21 protein-coding genes are annotated in these 18,200 nt (G+C 53.3%); 17 read left to right on the forward strand and 4 right to left on the reverse strand.

Annotated elements, in window-relative coordinates; translation table 11 throughout:
- Positions 1-2: 2 nt before the first annotated feature.
- Complete coding sequence (gene ftsY / locus OGY18_RS18545) at positions 3-1,454, reverse strand: signal recognition particle-docking protein FtsY (protein WP_286553960.1); 1,452 nt, start codon at positions 1,452-1,454, stop codon at positions 3-5.
- Between the two features lie 151 nt (positions 1,455-1,605).
- Between ftsY and rsmD the strand changes: the two genes are divergently transcribed.
- Together rsmD and OGY18_RS18555 are read left to right on the forward strand one after the other, a co-directional pair.
- Positions 1,606-2,202 (forward strand): 16S rRNA (guanine(966)-N(2))-methyltransferase, encoded by a 597-nt coding sequence (gene rsmD, locus OGY18_RS18550; protein WP_003827565.1) that lies wholly within the window; start codon positions 1,606-1,608, stop codon positions 2,200-2,202.
- On the forward strand, positions 2,192-2,467 hold the full coding sequence (locus tag OGY18_RS18555; RefSeq protein WP_003023415.1) for a DUF1145 family protein: 276 nt from the start codon (positions 2,192-2,194) through the stop codon (positions 2,465-2,467). Before rsmD ends, OGY18_RS18555 begins: the two co-directional genes overlap by 11 nt.
- Positions 2,468-2,566: 99 nt before the next feature.
- Here OGY18_RS18555 and OGY18_RS18560 read toward each other — a convergent pair whose 3' ends face one another.
- Positions 2,567-2,926 (reverse strand): DUF2500 domain-containing protein, encoded by a 360-nt coding sequence (locus OGY18_RS18560; protein WP_003827560.1) that lies wholly within the window; start codon positions 2,924-2,926, stop codon positions 2,567-2,569.
- A 141-nt stretch (positions 2,927-3,067) separates the two neighbouring features.
- Here OGY18_RS18560 and OGY18_RS18565 point away from each other — a divergent pair, with 141 nt between their 5' ends.
- The gene (locus OGY18_RS18565) at positions 3,068-3,694 is read left to right on the forward strand and encodes a lysoplasmalogenase (RefSeq protein WP_003827558.1); all 627 of its coding nucleotides are present in this window, start codon (positions 3,068-3,070) and stop codon (positions 3,692-3,694) included.
- A gap of 74 nt (positions 3,695-3,768) precedes the next feature.
- Positions 3,769-5,967, forward strand: a complete 2,199-nt coding sequence (zntA, locus tag OGY18_RS18570) for a Zn(II)/Cd(II)/Pb(II) translocating P-type ATPase ZntA (protein ID WP_286553962.1) — start codon at positions 3,769-3,771, stop codon at positions 5,965-5,967.
- A gap of 98 nt (positions 5,968-6,065) precedes the next feature.
- Here the strand turns inward: zntA and tusA are convergent, their stop codons facing one another.
- On the reverse strand, positions 6,066-6,311 hold the full coding sequence (gene tusA, locus OGY18_RS18575) for a sulfurtransferase TusA (protein WP_003827551.1): 246 nt from the start codon (positions 6,309-6,311) through the stop codon (positions 6,066-6,068).
- Between the two features lie 168 nt (positions 6,312-6,479).
- On the opposite strand from tusA, the gene OGY18_RS18580 reads away from it, so the two are divergent.
- Both OGY18_RS18580 and OGY18_RS18585 read left to right on the forward strand, forming a co-directional pair.
- Positions 6,480-7,145: a 7-cyano-7-deazaguanine/7-aminomethyl-7-deazaguanine transporter gene (locus OGY18_RS18580; RefSeq protein WP_003827549.1), complete on the forward strand. Its 666-nt coding sequence runs from the start codon at positions 6,480-6,482 to the stop codon at positions 7,143-7,145.
- A gap of 72 nt (positions 7,146-7,217) precedes the next feature.
- A complete protein-coding gene (locus tag OGY18_RS18585) occupies positions 7,218-7,775 on the forward strand; it encodes a DcrB family lipoprotein (protein WP_003827547.1) in 558 nt (185 codons plus the stop codon).
- A 3-nt stretch (positions 7,776-7,778) separates the two neighbouring features.
- On the opposite strand, the gene OGY18_RS18590 is transcribed toward OGY18_RS18585, so the two are convergent.
- A complete protein-coding gene (locus OGY18_RS18590; protein WP_149384398.1) occupies positions 7,779-8,996 on the reverse strand; it encodes an MFS transporter in 1,218 nt (405 codons plus the stop codon).
- Positions 8,997-9,129: 133 nt separating this feature from the next.
- On the opposite strand from OGY18_RS18590, the gene OGY18_RS18595 reads away from it, so the two are divergent.
- From OGY18_RS18595 to OGY18_RS18645, 11 genes are all read left to right on the forward strand, one after another.
- Positions 9,130-10,176: an AI-2E family transporter gene (locus tag OGY18_RS18595; RefSeq protein ID WP_003827543.1), complete on the forward strand. Its 1,047-nt coding sequence runs from the start codon at positions 9,130-9,132 to the stop codon at positions 10,174-10,176.
- Between the two features lie 470 nt (positions 10,177-10,646).
- A complete protein-coding gene (locus tag OGY18_RS18600) occupies positions 10,647-11,024 on the forward strand; it encodes a hypothetical protein (protein WP_122973906.1) in 378 nt (125 codons plus the stop codon).
- 68 nt (positions 11,025-11,092) lie between these two features.
- Positions 11,093-12,154: a class I SAM-dependent methyltransferase gene (locus tag OGY18_RS18605; RefSeq protein ID WP_003827540.1), complete on the forward strand. Its 1,062-nt coding sequence runs from the start codon at positions 11,093-11,095 to the stop codon at positions 12,152-12,154.
- A gap of 40 nt (positions 12,155-12,194) precedes the next feature.
- Positions 12,195-12,917, forward strand: coding sequence for a beta-ketoacyl synthase chain length factor (locus tag OGY18_RS18610; RefSeq protein ID WP_003827539.1), 723 nt, complete (start codon positions 12,195-12,197; stop codon positions 12,915-12,917).
- Positions 12,914-13,729, forward strand: a complete 816-nt coding sequence (locus OGY18_RS18615) for a lysophospholipid acyltransferase family protein (RefSeq protein ID WP_003827538.1) — start codon at positions 12,914-12,916, stop codon at positions 13,727-13,729. The genes OGY18_RS18610 and OGY18_RS18615 overlap by 4 nt, the downstream gene beginning before the upstream one ends.
- Positions 13,710-13,967 (forward strand): phosphopantetheine-binding protein, encoded by a 258-nt coding sequence (locus OGY18_RS18620; protein ID WP_003827537.1) that lies wholly within the window; start codon positions 13,710-13,712, stop codon positions 13,965-13,967. Before OGY18_RS18615 ends, OGY18_RS18620 begins: the two co-directional genes overlap by 20 nt.
- A gap of 12 nt (positions 13,968-13,979) precedes the next feature.
- Positions 13,980-14,231: an acyl carrier protein gene (locus OGY18_RS18625; RefSeq protein WP_003827536.1), complete on the forward strand. Its 252-nt coding sequence runs from the start codon at positions 13,980-13,982 to the stop codon at positions 14,229-14,231.
- Positions 14,232-14,237: 6 nt separating this feature from the next.
- Positions 14,238-14,819: a COG4648 family protein gene (locus OGY18_RS18630; protein ID WP_003827535.1), complete on the forward strand. Its 582-nt coding sequence runs from the start codon at positions 14,238-14,240 to the stop codon at positions 14,817-14,819.
- A complete protein-coding gene (locus OGY18_RS18635) occupies positions 14,816-16,177 on the forward strand; it encodes an AMP-binding protein (RefSeq protein WP_003827534.1) in 1,362 nt (453 codons plus the stop codon). Before OGY18_RS18630 ends, OGY18_RS18635 begins: the two co-directional genes overlap by 4 nt.
- The gene (locus tag OGY18_RS18640; RefSeq protein WP_003827533.1) at positions 16,164-16,517 is read left to right on the forward strand and encodes an ApeI family dehydratase; all 354 of its coding nucleotides are present in this window, start codon (positions 16,164-16,166) and stop codon (positions 16,515-16,517) included. The genes OGY18_RS18635 and OGY18_RS18640 overlap by 14 nt, the downstream gene beginning before the upstream one ends.
- Positions 16,508-18,199 (forward strand): glycosyltransferase family 2 protein, encoded by a 1,692-nt coding sequence (locus OGY18_RS18645; protein ID WP_198579421.1) that lies wholly within the window; start codon positions 16,508-16,510, stop codon positions 18,197-18,199. Before OGY18_RS18640 ends, OGY18_RS18645 begins: the two co-directional genes overlap by 10 nt.
- Position 18,200 lies beyond the last annotated feature (1 nt).

Here is an 18,200-nt window from a genome sequence, read left to right on the forward strand (position 1 = left end):
TGTTAATCCTCTCGGGCAAAAAGTGCCTCTATAAAATCGTCCGCTTTAAACGGACGTAAATCCTCGATACGTTCACCCACACCGATATAGCGGATAGGGATGCCAAACTGATCGGCAACCGAGAAGATAACCCCGCCCTTCGCCGTACCGTCCAGCTTGGTCAGGGTGATACCGGTTAAGCCCACCGCTTCATGGAACAGTTTGGCCTGGCTTATCGCATTCTGCCCGGTGCTGGCGTCGATAGTCAGCATAACTTCATGCGGCGCATCTTCGTCCAGCTTCTTCATGACGCGAACGATTTTTTTCAATTCTTCCATCAGGTGCGATTTATTCTGCAAACGCCCTGCGGTATCCGCGATCAGCACGTCTACGTTACGCGCCTTCGCCGCCTGGATGGCATCAAAGATAACGGACGCGGAATCCGCGCCAGTATGCTGAGCAATCACCGGGATGTTGTTACGCTGACCCCAAACCTGCAGCTGTTCTACCGCCGCCGCACGGAAAGTATCACCTGCCGCCAGCATTACCGATTTACCCTGCTGCTCAAACTGACGCGCAAGCTTACCAATAGTGGTGGTTTTGCCCACGCCGTTGACACCAACCATTAAGATAACAAATGGTGTTTTGCCATCAACGTTCAGCGGTTCGTCAACCTTCGCCAGAATCTCGCCCATCTCTTCTTTCAACAGACCGTACAGCGCTTCCGCATCTTTAAGCTGCTTGCGGCTGGCGCCTTCCGTTAGATTCGCAATGATCTTGCGGGTCGTTTCTACACCCACATCAGCGATCAGCAGTTGCTCTTCCAGCTCTTCAAACAGATCATCGTCGATTTTTTTACCACGGAACAGACTGATAAATCCGGAACCGAGGTTTTCTTTTGTTTTCAGCAGGCTGCGTTTCAGGCGCGCAAAGAAACCTTCTTTGGTTGGTTTTTCCTGCTCCTGGACCACCTCTTCTTCTACCGGTTCTTCTACAGCAGGTTCTTCTACCGGCACCACCATAACCGCTTCTTCAGCCGCCTCAACGATTTCCACGGTTTCCGCTTCGGCCTGCCACTCTTCGGCAGTAACTTCTTCGGTTTTCACCTCTTCCGGCAGCGGCAATTCTTCGCGTTCGATAACCACCGCAGCTGGCGTTTCCACTACAGTTTCAGCAACGGATTCAGCAACCGGCTCAATCTCCGGCTGCGCTTGTTCGGCGACAGGTTCTTCTTCCGGCTGCAGTTTTTCGATTTCCGCAACCTGTTCAGTTACTTCAACGACTTCAGCTGCAAAGGCTTGCGTTTCAGCCTCGCTATGGGTTTCCTCGACGTGCGGCTGTTCGTCAACGACGGTAGTTTCTTCAGCAACCGGTTGTTGTTCTTCATTTTTTACTTCTGTCTCGTTTTCCGGTGCCTGCTCTTTTTGACCAAAGCCCAGCCAGGAAAAAAAGCCACGTTTTTTCTCTTTCGCCATTTGCGACTACACTCCCCCGCTGTTGCTTCATGGCACAGCGTCAACGCTATGTACATAGCAGCTAAAAAAATGATGAAATAGTCTATCACTTAACTTAACTCACATCACCGCCTGGAATGACATGCTATAGGCGGATTGAGCAATAATAGAAATGAAAAAACCGAATCACTCTGGTAGCGGCCAGATCCGCATTATTGGCGGGCAATGGCGTGGCCGTAAACTCCCGGTTCCGGACAGCCCCGGCTTACGTCCGACCACCGACCGTGTGCGCGAAACATTGTTTAACTGGCTGGCCCCGGTAATGGTCGATGCTCACTGTCTGGACTGCTTCGCCGGCAGCGGCGCGCTGGGGCTGGAAGCCCTCTCTCGCTATGCGGCAAATGCGACGCTTCTGGAGATGGATCGCGCGGTATCTCAGCAGCTACAAAAGAATCTCGCCACGCTAAAAGCCTCCCATGCCCGCGTCGTCAATACCAATACGCTGACATTTTTGGCTCAGGCAGGTACGCCGCATAACGTGGTATTTGTTGACCCGCCGTTTCGCAAAGGATTACTGGAAGAAACATTAACTCTTCTGGAAACTCATGGCTGGCTGGCAAATGAAGCGTATATTTACGTTGAAAGCGAAGTAGAAAACGGCTTACCGCCGGTTCCGGTGAACTGGTCGCTATACCGTGAGAAAGTCGCCGGACAGGTCGCCTATCGCCTGTACCAACGTGAAGCACGAGGAGAGCACGATGCTGATTAACCTGGGACGCCTGCTGATGCTGTGCGTCTGGGCATTTTTACTACTGAATATTTTCCAACCCTTTCCACGCCCGCTTAACATCTTCGTTAACGTCGCACTGATATTTATGGTGCTGATGCATGGCATGCAGCTGGCGCTGCTAAAAAGCACCATGCCTAAAGATGGCCCGCAGATGACCAACGGAGAGAAAATCCGTATTTTTCTGTTCGGCGTCTTTGAGCTACTGGTGTGGCAGAAGAAGATTAAAGATCAGTTGAAGAAGTAGCTGTGATCTTTTCGCCCGGCGGCACGTTGCGGGCCGGGGCGAAAAATCTGTAGGCCGGATAAGGCGTAAGCCGCCATCCGGCATCAGTCAGATGACACCTTAGCGTTCAAGCGTAAAATCAACAAATCGCGAACCTTTGTAACTCAGCGTGCCTTTATCCCCGACCGTTAACGCGTGGTACTGCTGCGCATCAAGACGAAACGTCTGCTCCATCCCCCCATTTTGTGGCTTAAAGCTGGCTTCATAGCGCATGCTGGTACCTGCCGGGCTCACTTCCTGCTGGCGGGATCGCCGATCGTTAAGCGGTTTTTCCCGTTTGTTACTTACCACCACCTGCTTTTGCATCAGCGGTGCCGTATCATTATCGGCTTTTTCTCGCCGCTGCTGAACAAAGCGAAACGACGCAGCGATAACGATTAAGACAATGATAACAATGAAAAAAAGTGGTGGCTTGCTCATATTATTAACCCATCAGAAAATGCGGAAATAAGCATACATCGCCTGTTATGGTGTTGTCATCTGGCTGTGTCGACCTCTACACTGGACAGTAGAGCCGTGAGCACCCCGCTTACGAAAAAATAACGAATTCAAGGAACTAAGATGCTTTGGTCGTTTATCGCTGTCTGTCTTTCCGCATGGTTGTTCGTGGATGCTTCCTATCGTGGACCTGCCTGGCAACGCTGGGTCTTTAAGCCCCTGACGTTACTCCTGCTGGCACTGCTGGCCTGGCAGGCGCCAATGTTTAACGCTATCAGCTATCTGGTGCTGGCTGGCCTGCTTGCCTCGCTGCTGGGCGATGCGCTGACGCTGTTACCGCGCCAACGCCTGCTGTACGCCGTGGGAGCATTCTTCCTGTCGCATCTGCTGTATACCATTTACTTCGCCAGCCAAATGACGCTGTCGTTCTTCTGGCCTCTGCCGTTGGTGCTGGTAGTGCTGGGGGCGTTGCTGATCGCCGTGATCTGGACGCGTCTGGAAGAGCTGCGTGTCGCTATCTGCACCTTTATCGGCATCACGCTGATGATGGTCTGGATGGCCGGTGAGCTGTGGTTCTTTCGACCGACCGCCCCGGCGCTGTCGGCATTTATGGGCGCATCCCTCCTGTTCATCGGCAACATTGTCTGGCTGGGTAGCCATTATCGTCGCCGCTTCCGCGCCGATAACGCAATTGCCGCCGCCTGCTACTTCGCCGGGCATTTCCTGATTGTTCGTTCGTTGTATCTTTAAAACGCTTGACTCTGGAGTCGACTCCAGAGTGTATCCTCCGGTTAATACGAAATGATTATCAACCGGAGGATGCCATGTCGACACCTGATACCAGTGGCAAAAAGGCCCCACAATTCTCTTCTTTTAAGCCAGCGCCTGCGCCACAAAAGGCGGATGACTGCTGCTGCGAAGGAAGCTGCTCCACTACACCACCCGTATCCGATACCGTGCAAGGTACCCGCTATTCCTGGAAAGTGACGGGCATGGACTGTGCAGCTTGCGCCCGCAAAGTAGAGAATGCGGTCCGCCAGGTCAGCGGCGTTAACCAGGTCCAGGTTCTGTTCGCCACTGAAAAACTGGTGGTCGATGCTAGTTCCGATATCCGACATCAAGTTGAAAACGCGGTGCAAAAAGCAGGCTATACCCTGCGCGATGAGTACGCGGCGGACGCCGCCCCCGAGTCACGTTTTAAAGAAAACCTGCCGCTAATTTCGCTGATTATCATGATGGCGATTAGCTGGGGCCTGGAGCAGTTCAATCATCCCTTCGGTCAGATAGCGTTTATCGCCACCACGCTGGTTGGTCTGTATCCCATTGCCCGTCAGGCTCTGCGTCTGATGAAAACCGGCAGCTACTTTGCCATTGAAACGTTGATGAGCGTGGCCGCCATTGGCGCACTGTTTATCGGCGCGACGGCGGAAGCCGCCATGGTGCTGCTGCTATTTTTAATTGGCGAACGCCTGGAAGGATGGGCCGCCAGTCGCGCCCGCAAAGGGGTCAGCGCGCTGATGGCGCTCAAACCGGAAACCGCCACACGCCTGCGTAACGGCGAGCGCGAAGAGGTGGCTATCAATACTCTCCGGCCTGGCGATGTTATTGAAGTTGCCGCAGGTGGACGTTTACCTGCCGACGGCAAACTGGTCTCTGGTTTTGCCAGCTTTGATGAAAGTGCCCTGACCGGCGAATCGATCCCGGTTGAACGCGCCATCGGCGAGAAAGTTCCGGCGGGTGCTACCAGCGTGGACCGTCTGGTAACGCTGGAAGTGCTCTCCGAGCCGGGTGCCAGCGCCATTGATCGTATTCTGAAGCTGATTGAAGAAGCGGAAGAACGCCGCGCCCCCATTGAGCGCTTTATTGACCGTTTCAGCCGGATTTACACCCCGGCCATTATGGCGATTGCGCTGCTGGTCACCCTCGTACCACCGCTACTGTTTGCCGCATCCTGGCAGGAGTGGATTTATAAAGGGCTGACGCTGCTGTTGATAGGTTGTCCTTGCGCACTGGTGATTTCAACCCCCGCAGCCATTACCTCTGGTCTGGCCGCCGCGGCGCGTCGTGGGGCGTTAATCAAAGGCGGGGCCGCGCTGGAACAGTTAGGTAGAGTTACGCAGGTGGCGTTTGATAAAACCGGCACCCTGACCGTCGGTAAACCACGCGTCACGGCGATTCATCCGGCAAGCGGTATTGGTGAGGCTGAACTGCTGGCACTGGCGGCAGCGGTAGAGCAAGGCGCGACGCACCCGCTGGCACAAGCAATTGTTCGGGAAGCGCAAACGCGCGAACTGACTATTCCTGTCGCAAAAGAGCAACGGGCGCTGGTTGGCTCTGGAATTGAAGCGCTGGTCGACGGCGAGCGCGTGCTAATTTGCGCCGCAGGCAAACAGCCTGCCGACGCCTTTGCCGGACAGATTAGCGAGCTGGAAAGCGCGGGCCAAACGGTGGTGCTGGTGCTACGTAACGATGCCGTTCTCGGCGTGCTGGCCCTACAGGACACGCTGCGCGATGACGCTCGCAGCGCCATCAGCGAGCTTAATCAGATTGGCGTGAAAGGCGTGATCCTGACCGGCGATAACCCGCGTGCGGCGGCCGCCATTGCCGGTGAACTGGGCCTCGAATTCAAAGCGGGACTCTTGCCGGAAGATAAGGTGCAGGCCGTTACCCATCTTAACCAACAGTCGCCGCTGGCGATGGTCGGCGACGGCATCAACGACGCTCCGGCAATGAAAGCGGCCACAATTGGTATTGCGATGGGAAGCGGGACCGACGTCGCGCTGGAAACCGCCGATGCAGCCCTGACCCACAACCGTCTGCGTGGTCTGGTGCAAATGATTCAGCTGGCGCGGGCCACCCACGCCAATATTCGCCAGAACATTGCGATTGCGCTGGGTCTGAAAGGGATTTTCCTCGTCACCACGCTGCTCGGGATGACCGGACTGTGGCTGGCAGTGCTGGCGGATACGGGGGCGACGGTGCTGGTGACCGCGAACGCGCTGCGGTTGTTGCGTAAAGGGTAGTGCCTGTTTCTCGCCTGATGGCGCTTCGCTTATCAGGCCTACAGGTTACTCAGTCTTTATAGGCCGGAGAAGCGTTAGCGCCATCCGGCATAACAAGATTACTGCCCTTTGCGCACCAGATAGCGGTACGGCAGCGAGTCGGTCTCTTTGGCCACCAGCTCATGTTCCATAAAGGTACAGAAGCCAGGAATATCGCGGGTTGTTGCCGGATCGTCGGCGACAATCAGCAGCGTTTCACCGGCCTGCATGCCGCGTACGGTTTTACGCACCATCATTACCGGTTCCGGGCAGCGCAGCCCCTGGGCATCAAGAGTATGGTCGGGGGAAGTAAACAGGTCGCTCATCGTCGTCTCATTCATACAAAAACGGCGTTATTTTACGCTCTGTTGTGGCGTAAGCCAATCAGGTTAACGATTGCGTGAAAAACAACCATTGCAATGTGCTCTTAAAGCAGTATCATGCGACGGTTTTTTATTGGGTTCCCTCACCCCATCCAACAAAAAGGTCACAATATGACTCCGTTTACACAAACTCAGCGCGTAAAAGCGTTGTTCTGGCTATCGCTATTTCATCTGCTGGTGATCACCTCCAGCAACTATCTGGTGCAGCTTCCAATCTCCATTTTTGGTTTCCATACCACATGGGGCGCGTTTAGCTTTCCGTTTATTTTCCTCGCGACCGACCTGACCGTGCGTATTTTTGGCGCGCCGCTGGCTCGACGTATCATCTTTGCGGTTATGATCCCCGCGCTGCTGATCTCCTATGTCGTTTCATCACTGTTCTATATGGGATCGTGGCAAGGATTCGGCGCACTGCTGCACTTTAATCTGTTTGTCGCCCGTATCGCCGCTGCCAGCTTTATGGCTTACGCGCTGGGACAAATTCTGGATGTGCATGTCTTTAACCGCCTGCGTCAGAACCGTCGCTGGTGGCTGGCACCGACGGCGTCCACGCTGTTTGGCAATATCAGCGATACGTTGGCCTTCTTCTTTATCGCCTTCTGGCGCAGCCCGGATGCCTTTATGGCCGAGCACTGGATGGAAATCGCACTGGTCGATTACTGCTTCAAAGTGCTGATCAGCATTATTTTCTTCCTGCCAATGTATGGCGTGCTGCTGAATATGTTACTGAAAAGGCTGGCAGATAAATCTGAAATCTCTGCATTGCAGACGAGTTAAAGGTTCATTTTCCGAGTTGTGATAAGATGGACGAATGAGCCGTTATGGCCGTTTATCGAAAGGAAGAAGTCAATGCGCAATCTGGTTAAATATGTCGGTATTGGCCTGCTGGTTATGGGGCTTGCGGCCTGTGATAATAGCGATACAAAAGCGCCAGCCGAGGGTGCTGCCGCAGAAAGTAACGCCACCGGACAACCGGTCAGCCTGCTGGACGGCAAACTCAGTTTTTCCCTGCCAGCTGATATGACCGATCAGAGCGGCAAGCTAGGCACCCAGGCGAACAATATGCACGTATATTCTGACGCAACCGGCCAGAAAGCGGTGATTGTGATTGTTGGCGACAACACCAACGAAGATCTGGCTGTGCTGGCAAAACGTCTGGAAGATCAGCAGCGTAGCCGTGACCCTCAGCTGCAGGTCGTCACCAATAAATCTATTGAGTTGAAAGGCCACACGCTGCAGCAGTTAGACAGCATCATCTCGGCCAAAGGCCAGACCGCATACTCTTCCGTGGTGTTGGGTAAAGTGGACAACCAACTGCTGACGCTGCAAATCACGCTGCCTGCTGACGATCAGCAAAAAGCGCAGACTACCGCAGAAAACATCATTAACACGCTGGTTATCCAGTAACGGTTAAGACGATGACGCGGCCTCCGGTGACACCACCTGAGGCCGTTTTTTTAACCGCCAGGTCAGCAATAACGCCACCGCTACCAGCCCTGCCGCCGCCAGATAGATAACCGGCACACCCGCCCACGTCATGACCAGCCCGGCCAGCGGCCCGGTAACCCCCAGCGATAAATCCATAAACACCGTGTAGGTTGCCAGCGCAGCGCCCTGATTTTGCTGAGGAACGGCTTTTACCGCCACCACGCCCAGCGCCGGGAAAACCAGTGAGAACCCAGCCCCGGCCAGCAGAACGCCGATTTTCGCCATCCACGGCATCGAAGCCATCCCGACCAGTAACAGCCCGACAATCTCGACGCTAAAGCAGATCATCGCCACATTCAGCCCGCCTAAGCGGTTGATACCATTTGGGAACAACAAACGAGTACCGACAAACGTGCAGCTAAAAAGCGTCAGCGCGAATGCGGCGCCATCCCAGCCTTTGGCATCATAGAACAAGGTAATGAAGGTAGCGATTACCCCAAATCCAGCGGAGGCCAGGGCCAGCGCCATGCCGTACAACCAGACGCGCCCAAGCACCGCGCGAAATGGCAACGGTTTGCCTTTGCTGGCCTTCACCGCCGGACGAGGGAGCGCCAGCAGGATTGCCAACAGCGCCACGCCCATCACGGTCAGCGCCAGCCCCTGTAAGCCACCCCAGGCATAAAACAGAACACCCAGCGGCGCGCCTATCGCCATCGCGCCATAGGTCACGATGCCATTCCAGGAAATCACCCGTCCGATGTGCATTGAGCCAACCACCCCCACGCCCCACAGCGTAGAGCCGGTCCCGGCAAAGCTTTGCCCGATCCCGAGAATCACGCGCCCCAGACATAGCAGCAGCAAACTGGCCAACGGCCAGCCGTTCGTTGATCCCGCCAGTAAATAGCCCAGGCCACTTAAAAAGCAGCCGCACAGCCCAAATACCACAATTTTCTTTGGCCCCAGCAGATCGGCATAGCGACCGGCATGCGGACGGCTCAGCAGCGTAGCGAAATATTGCAGGCTGATGACCAGCCCAGCCCAGAAAGCGCTAAATCCCATTACATCATGGACGAAGCCAGGCAACACCGCGAGCGGCAGGCCGATGGTCAGGTAGCTGGCGAAGTTAAACATCACCACAGAAACAATACGCAGGTTCAGGCGTAAACCGCTAAGCGTCGGTTCAGCGACGGGTTCGGGCATGGAGGGTCACCACGTTTTCACAACAGTGTTTCATTTCTACCATGTTGCAGAGCAGAAATCAGTAGCCAGTTTAGGAATATCAGTCGCAAGCCAGCCGCTACACTTAATGCAAAAACGCAAACAGGAAGAAGACATGATAACCACCCAGCCCGATAAAACGGGTTTGCACATTTTGCTCAAACTGGCCGCTCTGGTGGTGATCCTCGCAGGTATCCATGCTGCGGCGGATATCATTGTGCAGCTGCTGCTGGCCCTCTTTTTTGCCATTGTATTGAATCCACTGGTCACCTGGTTTATCCGCCGGGGAGTCGGTCGCCCAATCGCTATTACCTTAGTCGTGGTGGTGATGCTGATCGTTCTTACGGCGTTGGTTGGCGTGCTGGCGTCATCAATCACTGAATTCATGGACCTGCTGCCAAAATATAATAAGGAGCTAACGCGCAAGGTTCTGTATTTGCAAGAGATGGTGCCTTTTCTGAATCTGCATATGTCCCCGGAGCGCATGCTGCAACGCATGGACTCTGACAAGCTGATGACCTTCACAACCACGCTGATGACGAGTCTTTCTGGTGCCATGGCCAGCGTCTTTCTGCTGGTGATGACGGTAGTTTTTATGCTGTTTGAGGTGCGTCATGTCCCCTATAAGATGCGTTTTGCGTTGAATAATCCGCAAATCCACATTGCGGGGCTACATCGGGCGCTGAAGGGCGTGTCACACTATCTGGCGCTGAAAACGCTGCTCAGCTTATGGACCGGTGCCATAATCTGGCTGGGACTGGCACTGATGGGGATTCAGTTTGCTCTGATGTGGGGTGTACTGGCATTCCTGTTGAACTACGTGCCCAACATTGGCTCGGTCATTTCCGCCGTCCCGCCCATGATCCAGGCACTGCTATTTAATGGCATTTACGAATGCGTGCTGGTTGGCGCACTGTTTCTGGTGGTGCATATGGTGATTGGCAATATTCTCGAACCCCGAATGATGGGGCATCGGCTGGGATTATCGACGCTAATCGTCTTCCTCTCTCTGTTGGTATGGGGATGGCTGCTCGGTCCGGTCGGCATGTTGCTCTCCGTGCCGTTAACCAGCGTGTGTAAAATCTGGATGGAAACGACCACAGGCGGCAGCAAACTGGCCATTTTGCTGGGGCCAGGCAGGCCCAAAAGTCGGCTTCCCTGAAAAACTACCAACCGAGGTAGTTTTTATATTTTTATATGACCGTTAAAATGACGCCAACGTAGTTATATATAGAAGCTTATCTTAAATAAAGAGTGAAAGGGATTTCATTCTTTATAAAGAAAATACATAAGCCAAGATGATGGTTTCTTTGCCAAAACGCATAAAAAAAATGAATCCCCCCAAAGCATTTAACGTAAACTATCTACTTATCTTTAAAGGTTATTTTATTTGATACATTTTCTCTAAAAATCTATACTTCTCGCCAATGATGATGCTGAAAAATTTCCGTTGAAGAAAGTCATGGGGTATTACTATCCGGTCATCTCATTACCTTGCTACCAATCATATGAAATAAAATGCTAATTTAGCTTAAATATAATCATAGGCAATACAAGGTGCCCATGGTTTCGGAGTTTATTATTTAACACGTATAAACGGTACTTTGATAGGGAGCTTTAATGAAACAGTATATTAAGTGGTTTGCGGCCATTGCCGTTGTCGGTGCTCTGGCGGGTTGTGCACGTACTGCGCCGATTGATCAAGTTCACACCAGTGTGAGCGCGGGACATACTCAGGACCAGGTTAAAACCGCGATCCTGAAAGCCGGTATTCAACGCCAATGGGTCATGTCTGAAGCCGGACCAGGTGTTATTAAAGCTCGCCAACAAACCCGCGATCATGTGGCTGAAGTCCGTATCACTTATACCGCCACCAGCTATGACATCAAATACGACAGCAGCCTCAACCTGCAGGCCTCTGGTGGAAAAATTCACAAAAACTATAACCGCTGGGTACGCAATCTGGATAAAGACATCCAGCTTAATCTGTCAGCCGGTGCCAATCTGTAATTATGCCTAAAGTCGGGCCGAAAAGGCCCGATACTCTTATTATCTGCCATTTAACAGGTTGTCCCCACATGTACGAACAGGATTCGCTTAGCGCACTGGATGCCATTACTGAAGCACAACGTATCGCCTTTGCCCCTATGCTTTTTCAAACCGCGTTGTGTCTGCGAAATGCGGGAGTACTCACCTGGCTAGACAAGCAAGGTAAACGCGGCGCCACGCTCGACGAAATTACCGAAAACAGCACCATCAACGAATATGCCGCCAGCATCCTGTTGGATATGGGGTTAAGTGGGCGAATCATTACCCACAAAGAAGGATATTATTACCTCGCTAAAGTCGGTCATTTTCTTTTACATGACACGATGACGCGCGTGAATATGGACTTCACTCAGGATGTTTGCTACCAAGGATTGTTCTATCTTGAAAATGCGTTGAAAGATGGAAAACCCGCGGGACTAAAAATTTTTGGCGACTGGCCAACAATCTATCCTGCGCTATCACAATTACCGCTGGCTGCGCGTGAAAGTTGGTTTGCTTTTGATCATTACTATTCAGATGGCGCATTTGATGCCGCATTGCCATATGTATTCGCCAGCGCCCCTGCAACCCTGTACGATGTCGGCGGAAATACCGGAAAATGGGCATTACGTTGTTGTCAGCATGATGACAATATTACAGTCACCCTCTTAGATTTGCCGCAACAAATTGCACTTGCCCGCGAAAATATAGAAAATGCAGGATTATCTCATCGCATAAATTTCCATGCTGTGGATATGCTTAGCGACTCGCCTTTACCTGACGGCGCTGATATCTGGTGGATGAGTCAATTCCTGGACTGTTTTTCCCCGGAACAAATTATCGCTATGCTAAGCAACGTTGCTCGGGTGATGAAGCCAGGCGCGAAGCTGTGCATTATGGAGCTGTTTTGGGATGCCCAAAAATTTGAGGCTGCCTCATTTAGCCTGAATGCGTCTTCGCTTTATTTTACCTGTATGGCGAATGGCAACAGCCGTTTCTACAGCGTAGAGAAGTTTTATCACTATCTGAATCAGGCAGGTTTTCAGGTAGATGAACGCCACGATAACTTAGGTGTTGGGCATACTTTATTGATATGTCAGAAGAAAAAATAAGAAACAATCGGAACAACCGATTTACCGCGGATACGCGTTGATGAAATTTGCTTTCAATATTATCGACTGGCAGGCCAGGGCGCCTGGGTTAAGCGAAACAGAACAGTGGCATGAATGGTCACGGCTTTCGCACGCCATCGATCCCACCGCGCCGTTGGCTAAGCTCAATGAGTTACCGATGATGACAGCTCGCCGCCTCAGTTCCGGCAGCAAACTGGCCGTCGATTGCGGTCTGGCGATGTTACGTCGTCATGATATCAATGCCGTTTTGTATACCAGCCGCCATGGTGAACTGGAGCGTAACTACAGGATCCTGCACGCTCTCGCGACTGAGCAGGCGCTCTCACCGACCGATTTCGCCCTCTCTGTCCATAACTCTGCTGTGGGTAACCTGACCATCGCCGCGAAAAAACCGATTGTCTCCTCCTCGCTTTCTGCTGGCAGGGATACATTCCAGCAGGGGTTATGCGAAGTCATCGGGCTGTTGCAGGCGGGATATCAGCGCGTATTGATGGTCGATTTCGACGGTTTTCTGCCCGAGTTTTATCACCCACAGTTACCACCAGACATGCCAACATGGCCGTTTGCCGTCGCGCTGGTTATTGAATCCGGTGATAGCTGGCAATGTGAAACCCGTCCACACAGCGCACAGAGCGAGACAACATTGCCGCAAAGCCTGTTGTTTTTACAACATTACTTACAAGATGCCAGGGCGTTTACCCTGCCTGGCGAACGCGTACAGTGGCAGTGGAGTCAGGGATGAGCACGATGATCCTGCGGCTTAACCGGGTATGGCGACTGGTGATGACCGGTTTTTGCTTTGCCCTGTTTGGCCTCGGCGGGCTCCTCCTGTCTACGATTTGGTTTAACGTCCTGCTGATCGCGGTATGGGATAAAGCCCGACGTCGGCGTATCGCCAGACGCAGTATCGCTGCCAGTTTTCGTCTCTTCTTAACCGTGGCGAAGCGGCTAGGCGTGCTGGATTACCAAATTGAAGGACGAGACATTTTACGCAACGAACAAGGGTGTCTTGTCGTCGCCAACCACCCGACGCTCATCGACTATGTCCTACTGGCCTCGGTCATGCCAGAAACCGACTGTCTGGTGAAAAGTGCACTACTAAAAAATCCTTTTCTCGGCGGCGTAGTCCGGGCCGCAGATTATCTGATTAACAGCCAGGCTGATGCGCTATTGCCCGCTTGCCAGCAACGTCTGGAGCAAGGCGATACCATTTTAATTTTCCCCGAGGGAACCCGTACACGCCCCGGAGAAGCAATGACGTTACAGCGTGGTGCAGCAAATATCGCCGTGCGCTGCAGCAGTGATTTACGCATAGTGACTATTAACTGCAGCGAACAAATGCTGGATAAAGAAAGCCAATGGTACAACGTCCCATCTGTAAAACCGATGTTTACCATTTCAGTACACGAACGGGTTAAGATCGACCAATTTTACGACGCAAACTCACAAGAACCGGCGCTGGCCGCAAGGCAGTTGAACCGGCATCTTTTGCTTCAATTACAACCAGGTACTTTACCTCTTTCAGGAATTAATGATGCAAGCGCTTTATCTTGAAATCAAAAATCTCATTATAACGACATTGAATCTCGACGAACTGACAGCTGATGATATTGAAACCGAAGCGGCACTCTTTGGCGATGGCTTAGGTCTGGACTCAATCGATGCCCTGGAGCTGGGTCTGGCGGTGAAAAACGAGTATGGCGTGATCCTCTCAGCAGAGAGCGAAGAAATGCGTCAGCACTTCTTCTCCGTCGCCACGCTGGCATCTTTCATTCACGCGCAACGTGCCTGAGGATAGTCCGTTATGACCGAACAAAAAGCCATTTACGCTGAAGTTTCCTCGCTGCTGGTCAAGCTGTTTGAAGTTGATCCGCAAGATATCAAGCCTGAGGCGCGCCTGTACGAAGATTTGGAACTCGATAGCATCGATGCCGTCGACATGATCGTGCATCTGCAAAAGAAAACCGGTAAGAAAATCAAGCCGGAAGAGTTCAAAGCAGTACGCACCGTACAAGATGTCGTCGATGCGGTAGAACGCCTTCTCAAAGAAGCGTAATTCTCCGTGTCGGGCACACGCTCGTTGCCAGTCGTACAACTGCTGACAGGTCTACTGTTGCTGGCCTGGCCGTTTTTGATCTGGTTTGGCCTGGCGCATAACAGTCTGCACTGGTTGCTACCGTTGATGGCGCTACTCCTTTTTTTACGCTTTCGCCAGACCCGGCGACAGGCGGGGCCGCTGCGCGTCGTGACCCAGGTAGTGGCGGTCGCGGGTATAACCTTGTGCATTGCCAGTTATCTGCTCAAAACGCACCAGCTGCTGCTGTTTTATCCGGTAGTGGTAAACGCCGTTATGCTGTCGGTTTTTGGTGGATCGTTATGGTCAGCAATGCCCATTGTTGAACGTCTGGCACGACTGCGCGACCCAAATCTGCCCGATGCGGGCGTGCGCTACACGCGCCGTGTGACACAAATCTGGTGCGCCTTTTTCATCATCAATGGCAGCGTTGCGCTCTTTACCGCACTGAATGGCGATATGACCCTGTGGACCACCTGGAACGGCATGGTTTCCTATCTGCTAATGGGAACATTGATGGTAGGCGAGTGGTTAATTCGCCAACTGGTGATAAAACGAGATACCCAATGAAGCAGCCCCTCACACTCGCTCAATGGCTCTGTGCCCCACGTCCGGACGACGTTCCTGTTGCGTGGCAGGAAGAGCATACCTGGACGCTTGGCCATCTGCGCCATGATGTGGCCCAGTTGCTAGCATATCTGCGACAGCAGGAAGGTGAGCGCTGGGCATTGTGCTTCGAGAACAGCTATTTATTCATCGTCGCACTGCTGGCAACACTCCATGCCGGCAAAACACCGGTGATCCCAGGACATTGTCGCGTTTCGTTGTTAAACGAGCAGCACTTGCTGTTTGACGGCGTACTGAGCGATAAAGCGATGGACTGGCAGGGAACGCTGCGGGTGGTCAGCTCCGCCATGACATCCGTGGCTCACGACATCACGTTCCCAGCAATACGCAGTGACGCCTTTGTGGAGCTATTCACTTCCGGTTCGACCGGCCAGCCGAAACGCGTGATCAAACCGATCGCTCGTCTGGATAGCGAAGCGGCATTGCTCGCTACACGCTTTGCCGATCGTCTGGCAGGTTGCCGGGTGGTCGCGTCAGTGGTACCGCAACATCTGTATGGCCTGACATTCCGTATTTTTTTGCCGATGGCCTTAGGCCTGCCGCTGCACGCGGCGATGCTTTGGTATGCCGAACAACTGGCGGCGCTGAGCGCTGAGCATCGGTATGCGTTTATCAGCAGCCCGGCGTTTCTGAAACGCCTCGACCACAACCTGACACCGCCGCCGGTAGAACTGATTCTGTCTGCGGGCGGTATGCTGCCCTGGCAGGACGTCACGCAGGCTGCTGACTGGCTTAATGTCTGGCCCGATGAGATCTACGGCAGCACTGAAACCGGGATCCTTGCGTGGCGCTATCGCCATCAGGATGATGTGGCATGGCTGCCTTTTCCCGGCGTCAGATTCCAGCCAGAAGACGACGCATTTCGTGTGTTTTCACCGCTAATTAACGCTGATGATGGCCTGTTACTCGATGATGTTCTGCAGTTTATCGAAAACGGACAGTTCCGCCTGATGGGCAGACGCGGGCGGGTGGTCAAAATTGAAGAGAAACGCATTTCACTCAGCGAAGTGGAGCAACGTTTACTGGCACTGGATGGTATCTGTGAAGTCGCGGCATTGCCGGTCTCACGTGGAGGACGTCAGGGCGTTGGCGTCCTGCTGGTACTGAATGACGAAGCCCGGCAACGCTGGCTTGAGTGCGGTGGTAAACCGCAAGAACTGACCTGGCGACGTTCGCTGCTGCCCTGGCTGGAGCCTGTCGCGGTTCCCCGCTACTGGCGGGTGATTGATGAGATTCCGGTCAACAGTATGAACAAGCGTGTCTATGCGCAATTACAGGAGTTATTTCATGAAACCCCATGAAATCGAGCGCCATCAGGCACTGCCTCATCAGGCTGAGATTGTTTTACAACTCGACCCGTCTCTGTTTTGGTTCAGCGGGCATTTTAGCGTGCAGCCACTGCTGCCGGGCGTTGCACAGCTGAACTGGGCGATGGATTACGCCACCACACTGCTGGTCCCAGGCTGGCGTTTTCACAGTATTCAAAACGTGAAGTTCCAGTCACCGCTATTGCCAGAGGCCACTGTCACCCTGAGTCTGAGCTGGCAGGAAGCGCGTCAGATGCTCTCTTTTAGCTACCAGCGCCACGACGGTGACGTGCGCCATACCGCCAGCAGCGGGAAGATTCGGTTATGCCGCTGACCTTTTCCCCGTGCGTGTTGATCCCCTGCTACAACCACGGCGCGATGATGTCAGACGTGTTGGATCGTCTTCGGCCGTTCAATCTCCCCTGCATTGTGGTGGACGATGGCAGCGACGAGACTACACGAGATGAACTGGCACGCCTGGCGGCAGAATACAGCAATCTGACGTTAATTCGCCTGCCCATCAACGCAGGCAAAGGCGCAGCGGTTATTCGCGGAATGCAGAAGGCGGCAGATGCCGGGTTCAGTCATGCCGTGCAGGTCGATGCCGACGGGCAACATGCCATTGAAGATATTCCCAGGCTGCTTGCATTGGCAAAAGAACATCCGACAGCACTGATTTCCGGACAACCGATTTACGATGATTCGGTTCCTCGCTCGCGCCTGTACGGTCGTTGGGTAACCCATATCTGGGTGTGGATAGAAACGCTCTCGTTGCAACTCAAAGACAGTATGTGCGGCTTTCGGGTATATCCGGTGGCCCCTACGCTGCAACTGGCACAGCGCGTAACGCTCGGCAAACGGATGGATTTTGATACTGAAGTGATGGTGCGCCTCTACTGGCAAGGCAACACCAGCTATTTTATCCCCACGCGAGTCACCTATCCGCAGGACGGGCTATCCCATTTCGACGCGCTTAAAGACAATTTGCACATTTCATTGATGCACACTCGCCTGTTCTTTGGCATGTTGCCACGCATCCCCTCCCTGCTTTGTCGTCGTTCATCGACACACTGGGCGCAGCAACAGGAAGTCAAAGGGTTGTGGGGAATGCGCCTGATGCTACTGGTCTGGCGTGTACTGGGTCGCAAAGCCTTCTCCCTGCTGCTGTATCCTGTCGTCGGCGTATACTGGCTCAGCGCTTCAACTGCCCGAAAAGCCTCTCAACGCTGGATTAGCCGCGTAAGAGCGCAACTGATCACACGCCGGATGCCAGTACCGCCAAACCTGACCAGTTATCAGCATTTCCTGCGTTTTGGCGGCGCGATGCTGGATAAGATCGCCAGCTGGCGCGGTGAGCTGCACTTCGGTCGCGATGTGATTTTTGCACCAGGTGCAGAAACGACGCTGAATATCAGCGATCCTCGGGGAAAACTGCTACTGGCTTCACATCTTGGCGATGTCGAGGCCTGTCGGGCACTGGCCCAGCTACAGGGCAGTAAAACAATCAATGCGCTGGTATTTAGCGATAACGCCCAACGCTTTAAACAAATCATGCAAGAGATGGCCCCGCAGGCTGGATTAAATCTGCTCCCGGTGAACAGTATTGGTCCAGATACTGCCATTCTGCTCAAAGAGAAACTGGAGCGCGGTGAATGGGTAGCCATCGTAGGCGATCGCATCGCAGTCAATCCCCAACGCGGCGGCGAGTGGCGCGTGTGCTGGAGCCGCTTTATGGGGCAAAACGCGCCATTCCCTCAGGGCCCGTTTATTCTCGCGTCTATTTTACGCTGCCCTGTAGATCTGATTTTTGCCCTGCGCCAGCAGGAGAAACTCCACATCTACTGCGAACCGTTTGCCGACCCACTGCTCTTACCGCGCGCCACACGACAACAGGCATTACAGAATACTGTCGATCGCTACGCCGAACGCCTTGAGCACTATGCGCTTCAGTCGCCCCTCGACTGGTTTAACTTTTTCGATTTCTGGCAACTGCCGGATACCAATGACAAGGAGTAAA

It is taken from the genome of Citrobacter sp. Cpo142 (genome assembly GCF_030332425.1).
Lineage (GTDB): Bacteria > Pseudomonadota > Gammaproteobacteria > Enterobacterales > Enterobacteriaceae > Citrobacter > Citrobacter portucalensis.

What these genes read in the sequence shown, in the direction of transcription:
- OGY18_RS18625 (WP_003827536.1), top strand. Translation starts at nt 13,980, where the DNA reads ATGACCGAACAAAAAGCCATTTACGCTGAAGTTTCCTCGCTGCTGGTC.
- OGY18_RS18645 (WP_198579421.1), top strand. Translation starts at nt 16,508, where the DNA reads ATGCCGCTGACCTTTTCCCCGTGCGTGTTGATCCCCTGCTACAACCAC.
- zntA (WP_286553962.1), top strand. Translation starts at nt 3,769, where the DNA reads ATGTCGACACCTGATACCAGTGGCAAAAAGGCCCCACAATTCTCTTCT.
- OGY18_RS18610 (WP_003827539.1), top strand. Translation starts at nt 12,195, where the DNA reads ATGAAATTTGCTTTCAATATTATCGACTGGCAGGCCAGGGCGCCTGGG.
- ftsY (WP_286553960.1), bottom strand. Translation starts at nt 1,454, where the DNA reads ATGGCGAAAGAGAAAAAACGTGGCTTTTTTTCCTGGCTGGGCTTTGGT.
- OGY18_RS18640 (WP_003827533.1), top strand. Translation starts at nt 16,164, where the DNA reads ATGAAACCCCATGAAATCGAGCGCCATCAGGCACTGCCTCATCAGGCT.
- OGY18_RS18560 (WP_003827560.1), bottom strand. Translation starts at nt 2,926, where the DNA reads ATGAGCAAGCCACCACTTTTTTTCATTGTTATCATTGTCTTAATCGTT.
- OGY18_RS18590 (WP_149384398.1), bottom strand. Translation starts at nt 8,996, where the DNA reads ATGCCCGAACCCGTCGCTGAACCGACGCTTAGCGGTTTACGCCTGAAC.
- OGY18_RS18580 (WP_003827549.1), top strand. Translation starts at nt 6,480, where the DNA reads ATGACTCCGTTTACACAAACTCAGCGCGTAAAAGCGTTGTTCTGGCTA.
- OGY18_RS18565 (WP_003827558.1), top strand. Translation starts at nt 3,068, where the DNA reads ATGCTTTGGTCGTTTATCGCTGTCTGTCTTTCCGCATGGTTGTTCGTG.
- rsmD (WP_003827565.1), top strand. Translation starts at nt 1,606, where the DNA reads ATGAAAAAACCGAATCACTCTGGTAGCGGCCAGATCCGCATTATTGGC.
- OGY18_RS18555 (WP_003023415.1), top strand. Translation starts at nt 2,192, where the DNA reads ATGCTGATTAACCTGGGACGCCTGCTGATGCTGTGCGTCTGGGCATTT.
- OGY18_RS18620 (WP_003827537.1), top strand. Translation starts at nt 13,710, where the DNA reads ATGCAAGCGCTTTATCTTGAAATCAAAAATCTCATTATAACGACATTG.
- OGY18_RS18595 (WP_003827543.1), top strand. Translation starts at nt 9,130, where the DNA reads ATGATAACCACCCAGCCCGATAAAACGGGTTTGCACATTTTGCTCAAA.
- OGY18_RS18605 (WP_003827540.1), top strand. Translation starts at nt 11,093, where the DNA reads ATGTACGAACAGGATTCGCTTAGCGCACTGGATGCCATTACTGAAGCA.
- OGY18_RS18585 (WP_003827547.1), top strand. Translation starts at nt 7,218, where the DNA reads ATGCGCAATCTGGTTAAATATGTCGGTATTGGCCTGCTGGTTATGGGG.
- tusA (WP_003827551.1), bottom strand. Translation starts at nt 6,311, where the DNA reads ATGAGCGACCTGTTTACTTCCCCCGACCATACTCTTGATGCCCAGGGG.
- OGY18_RS18615 (WP_003827538.1), top strand. Translation starts at nt 12,914, where the DNA reads ATGAGCACGATGATCCTGCGGCTTAACCGGGTATGGCGACTGGTGATG.
- OGY18_RS18635 (WP_003827534.1), top strand. Translation starts at nt 14,816, where the DNA reads ATGAAGCAGCCCCTCACACTCGCTCAATGGCTCTGTGCCCCACGTCCG.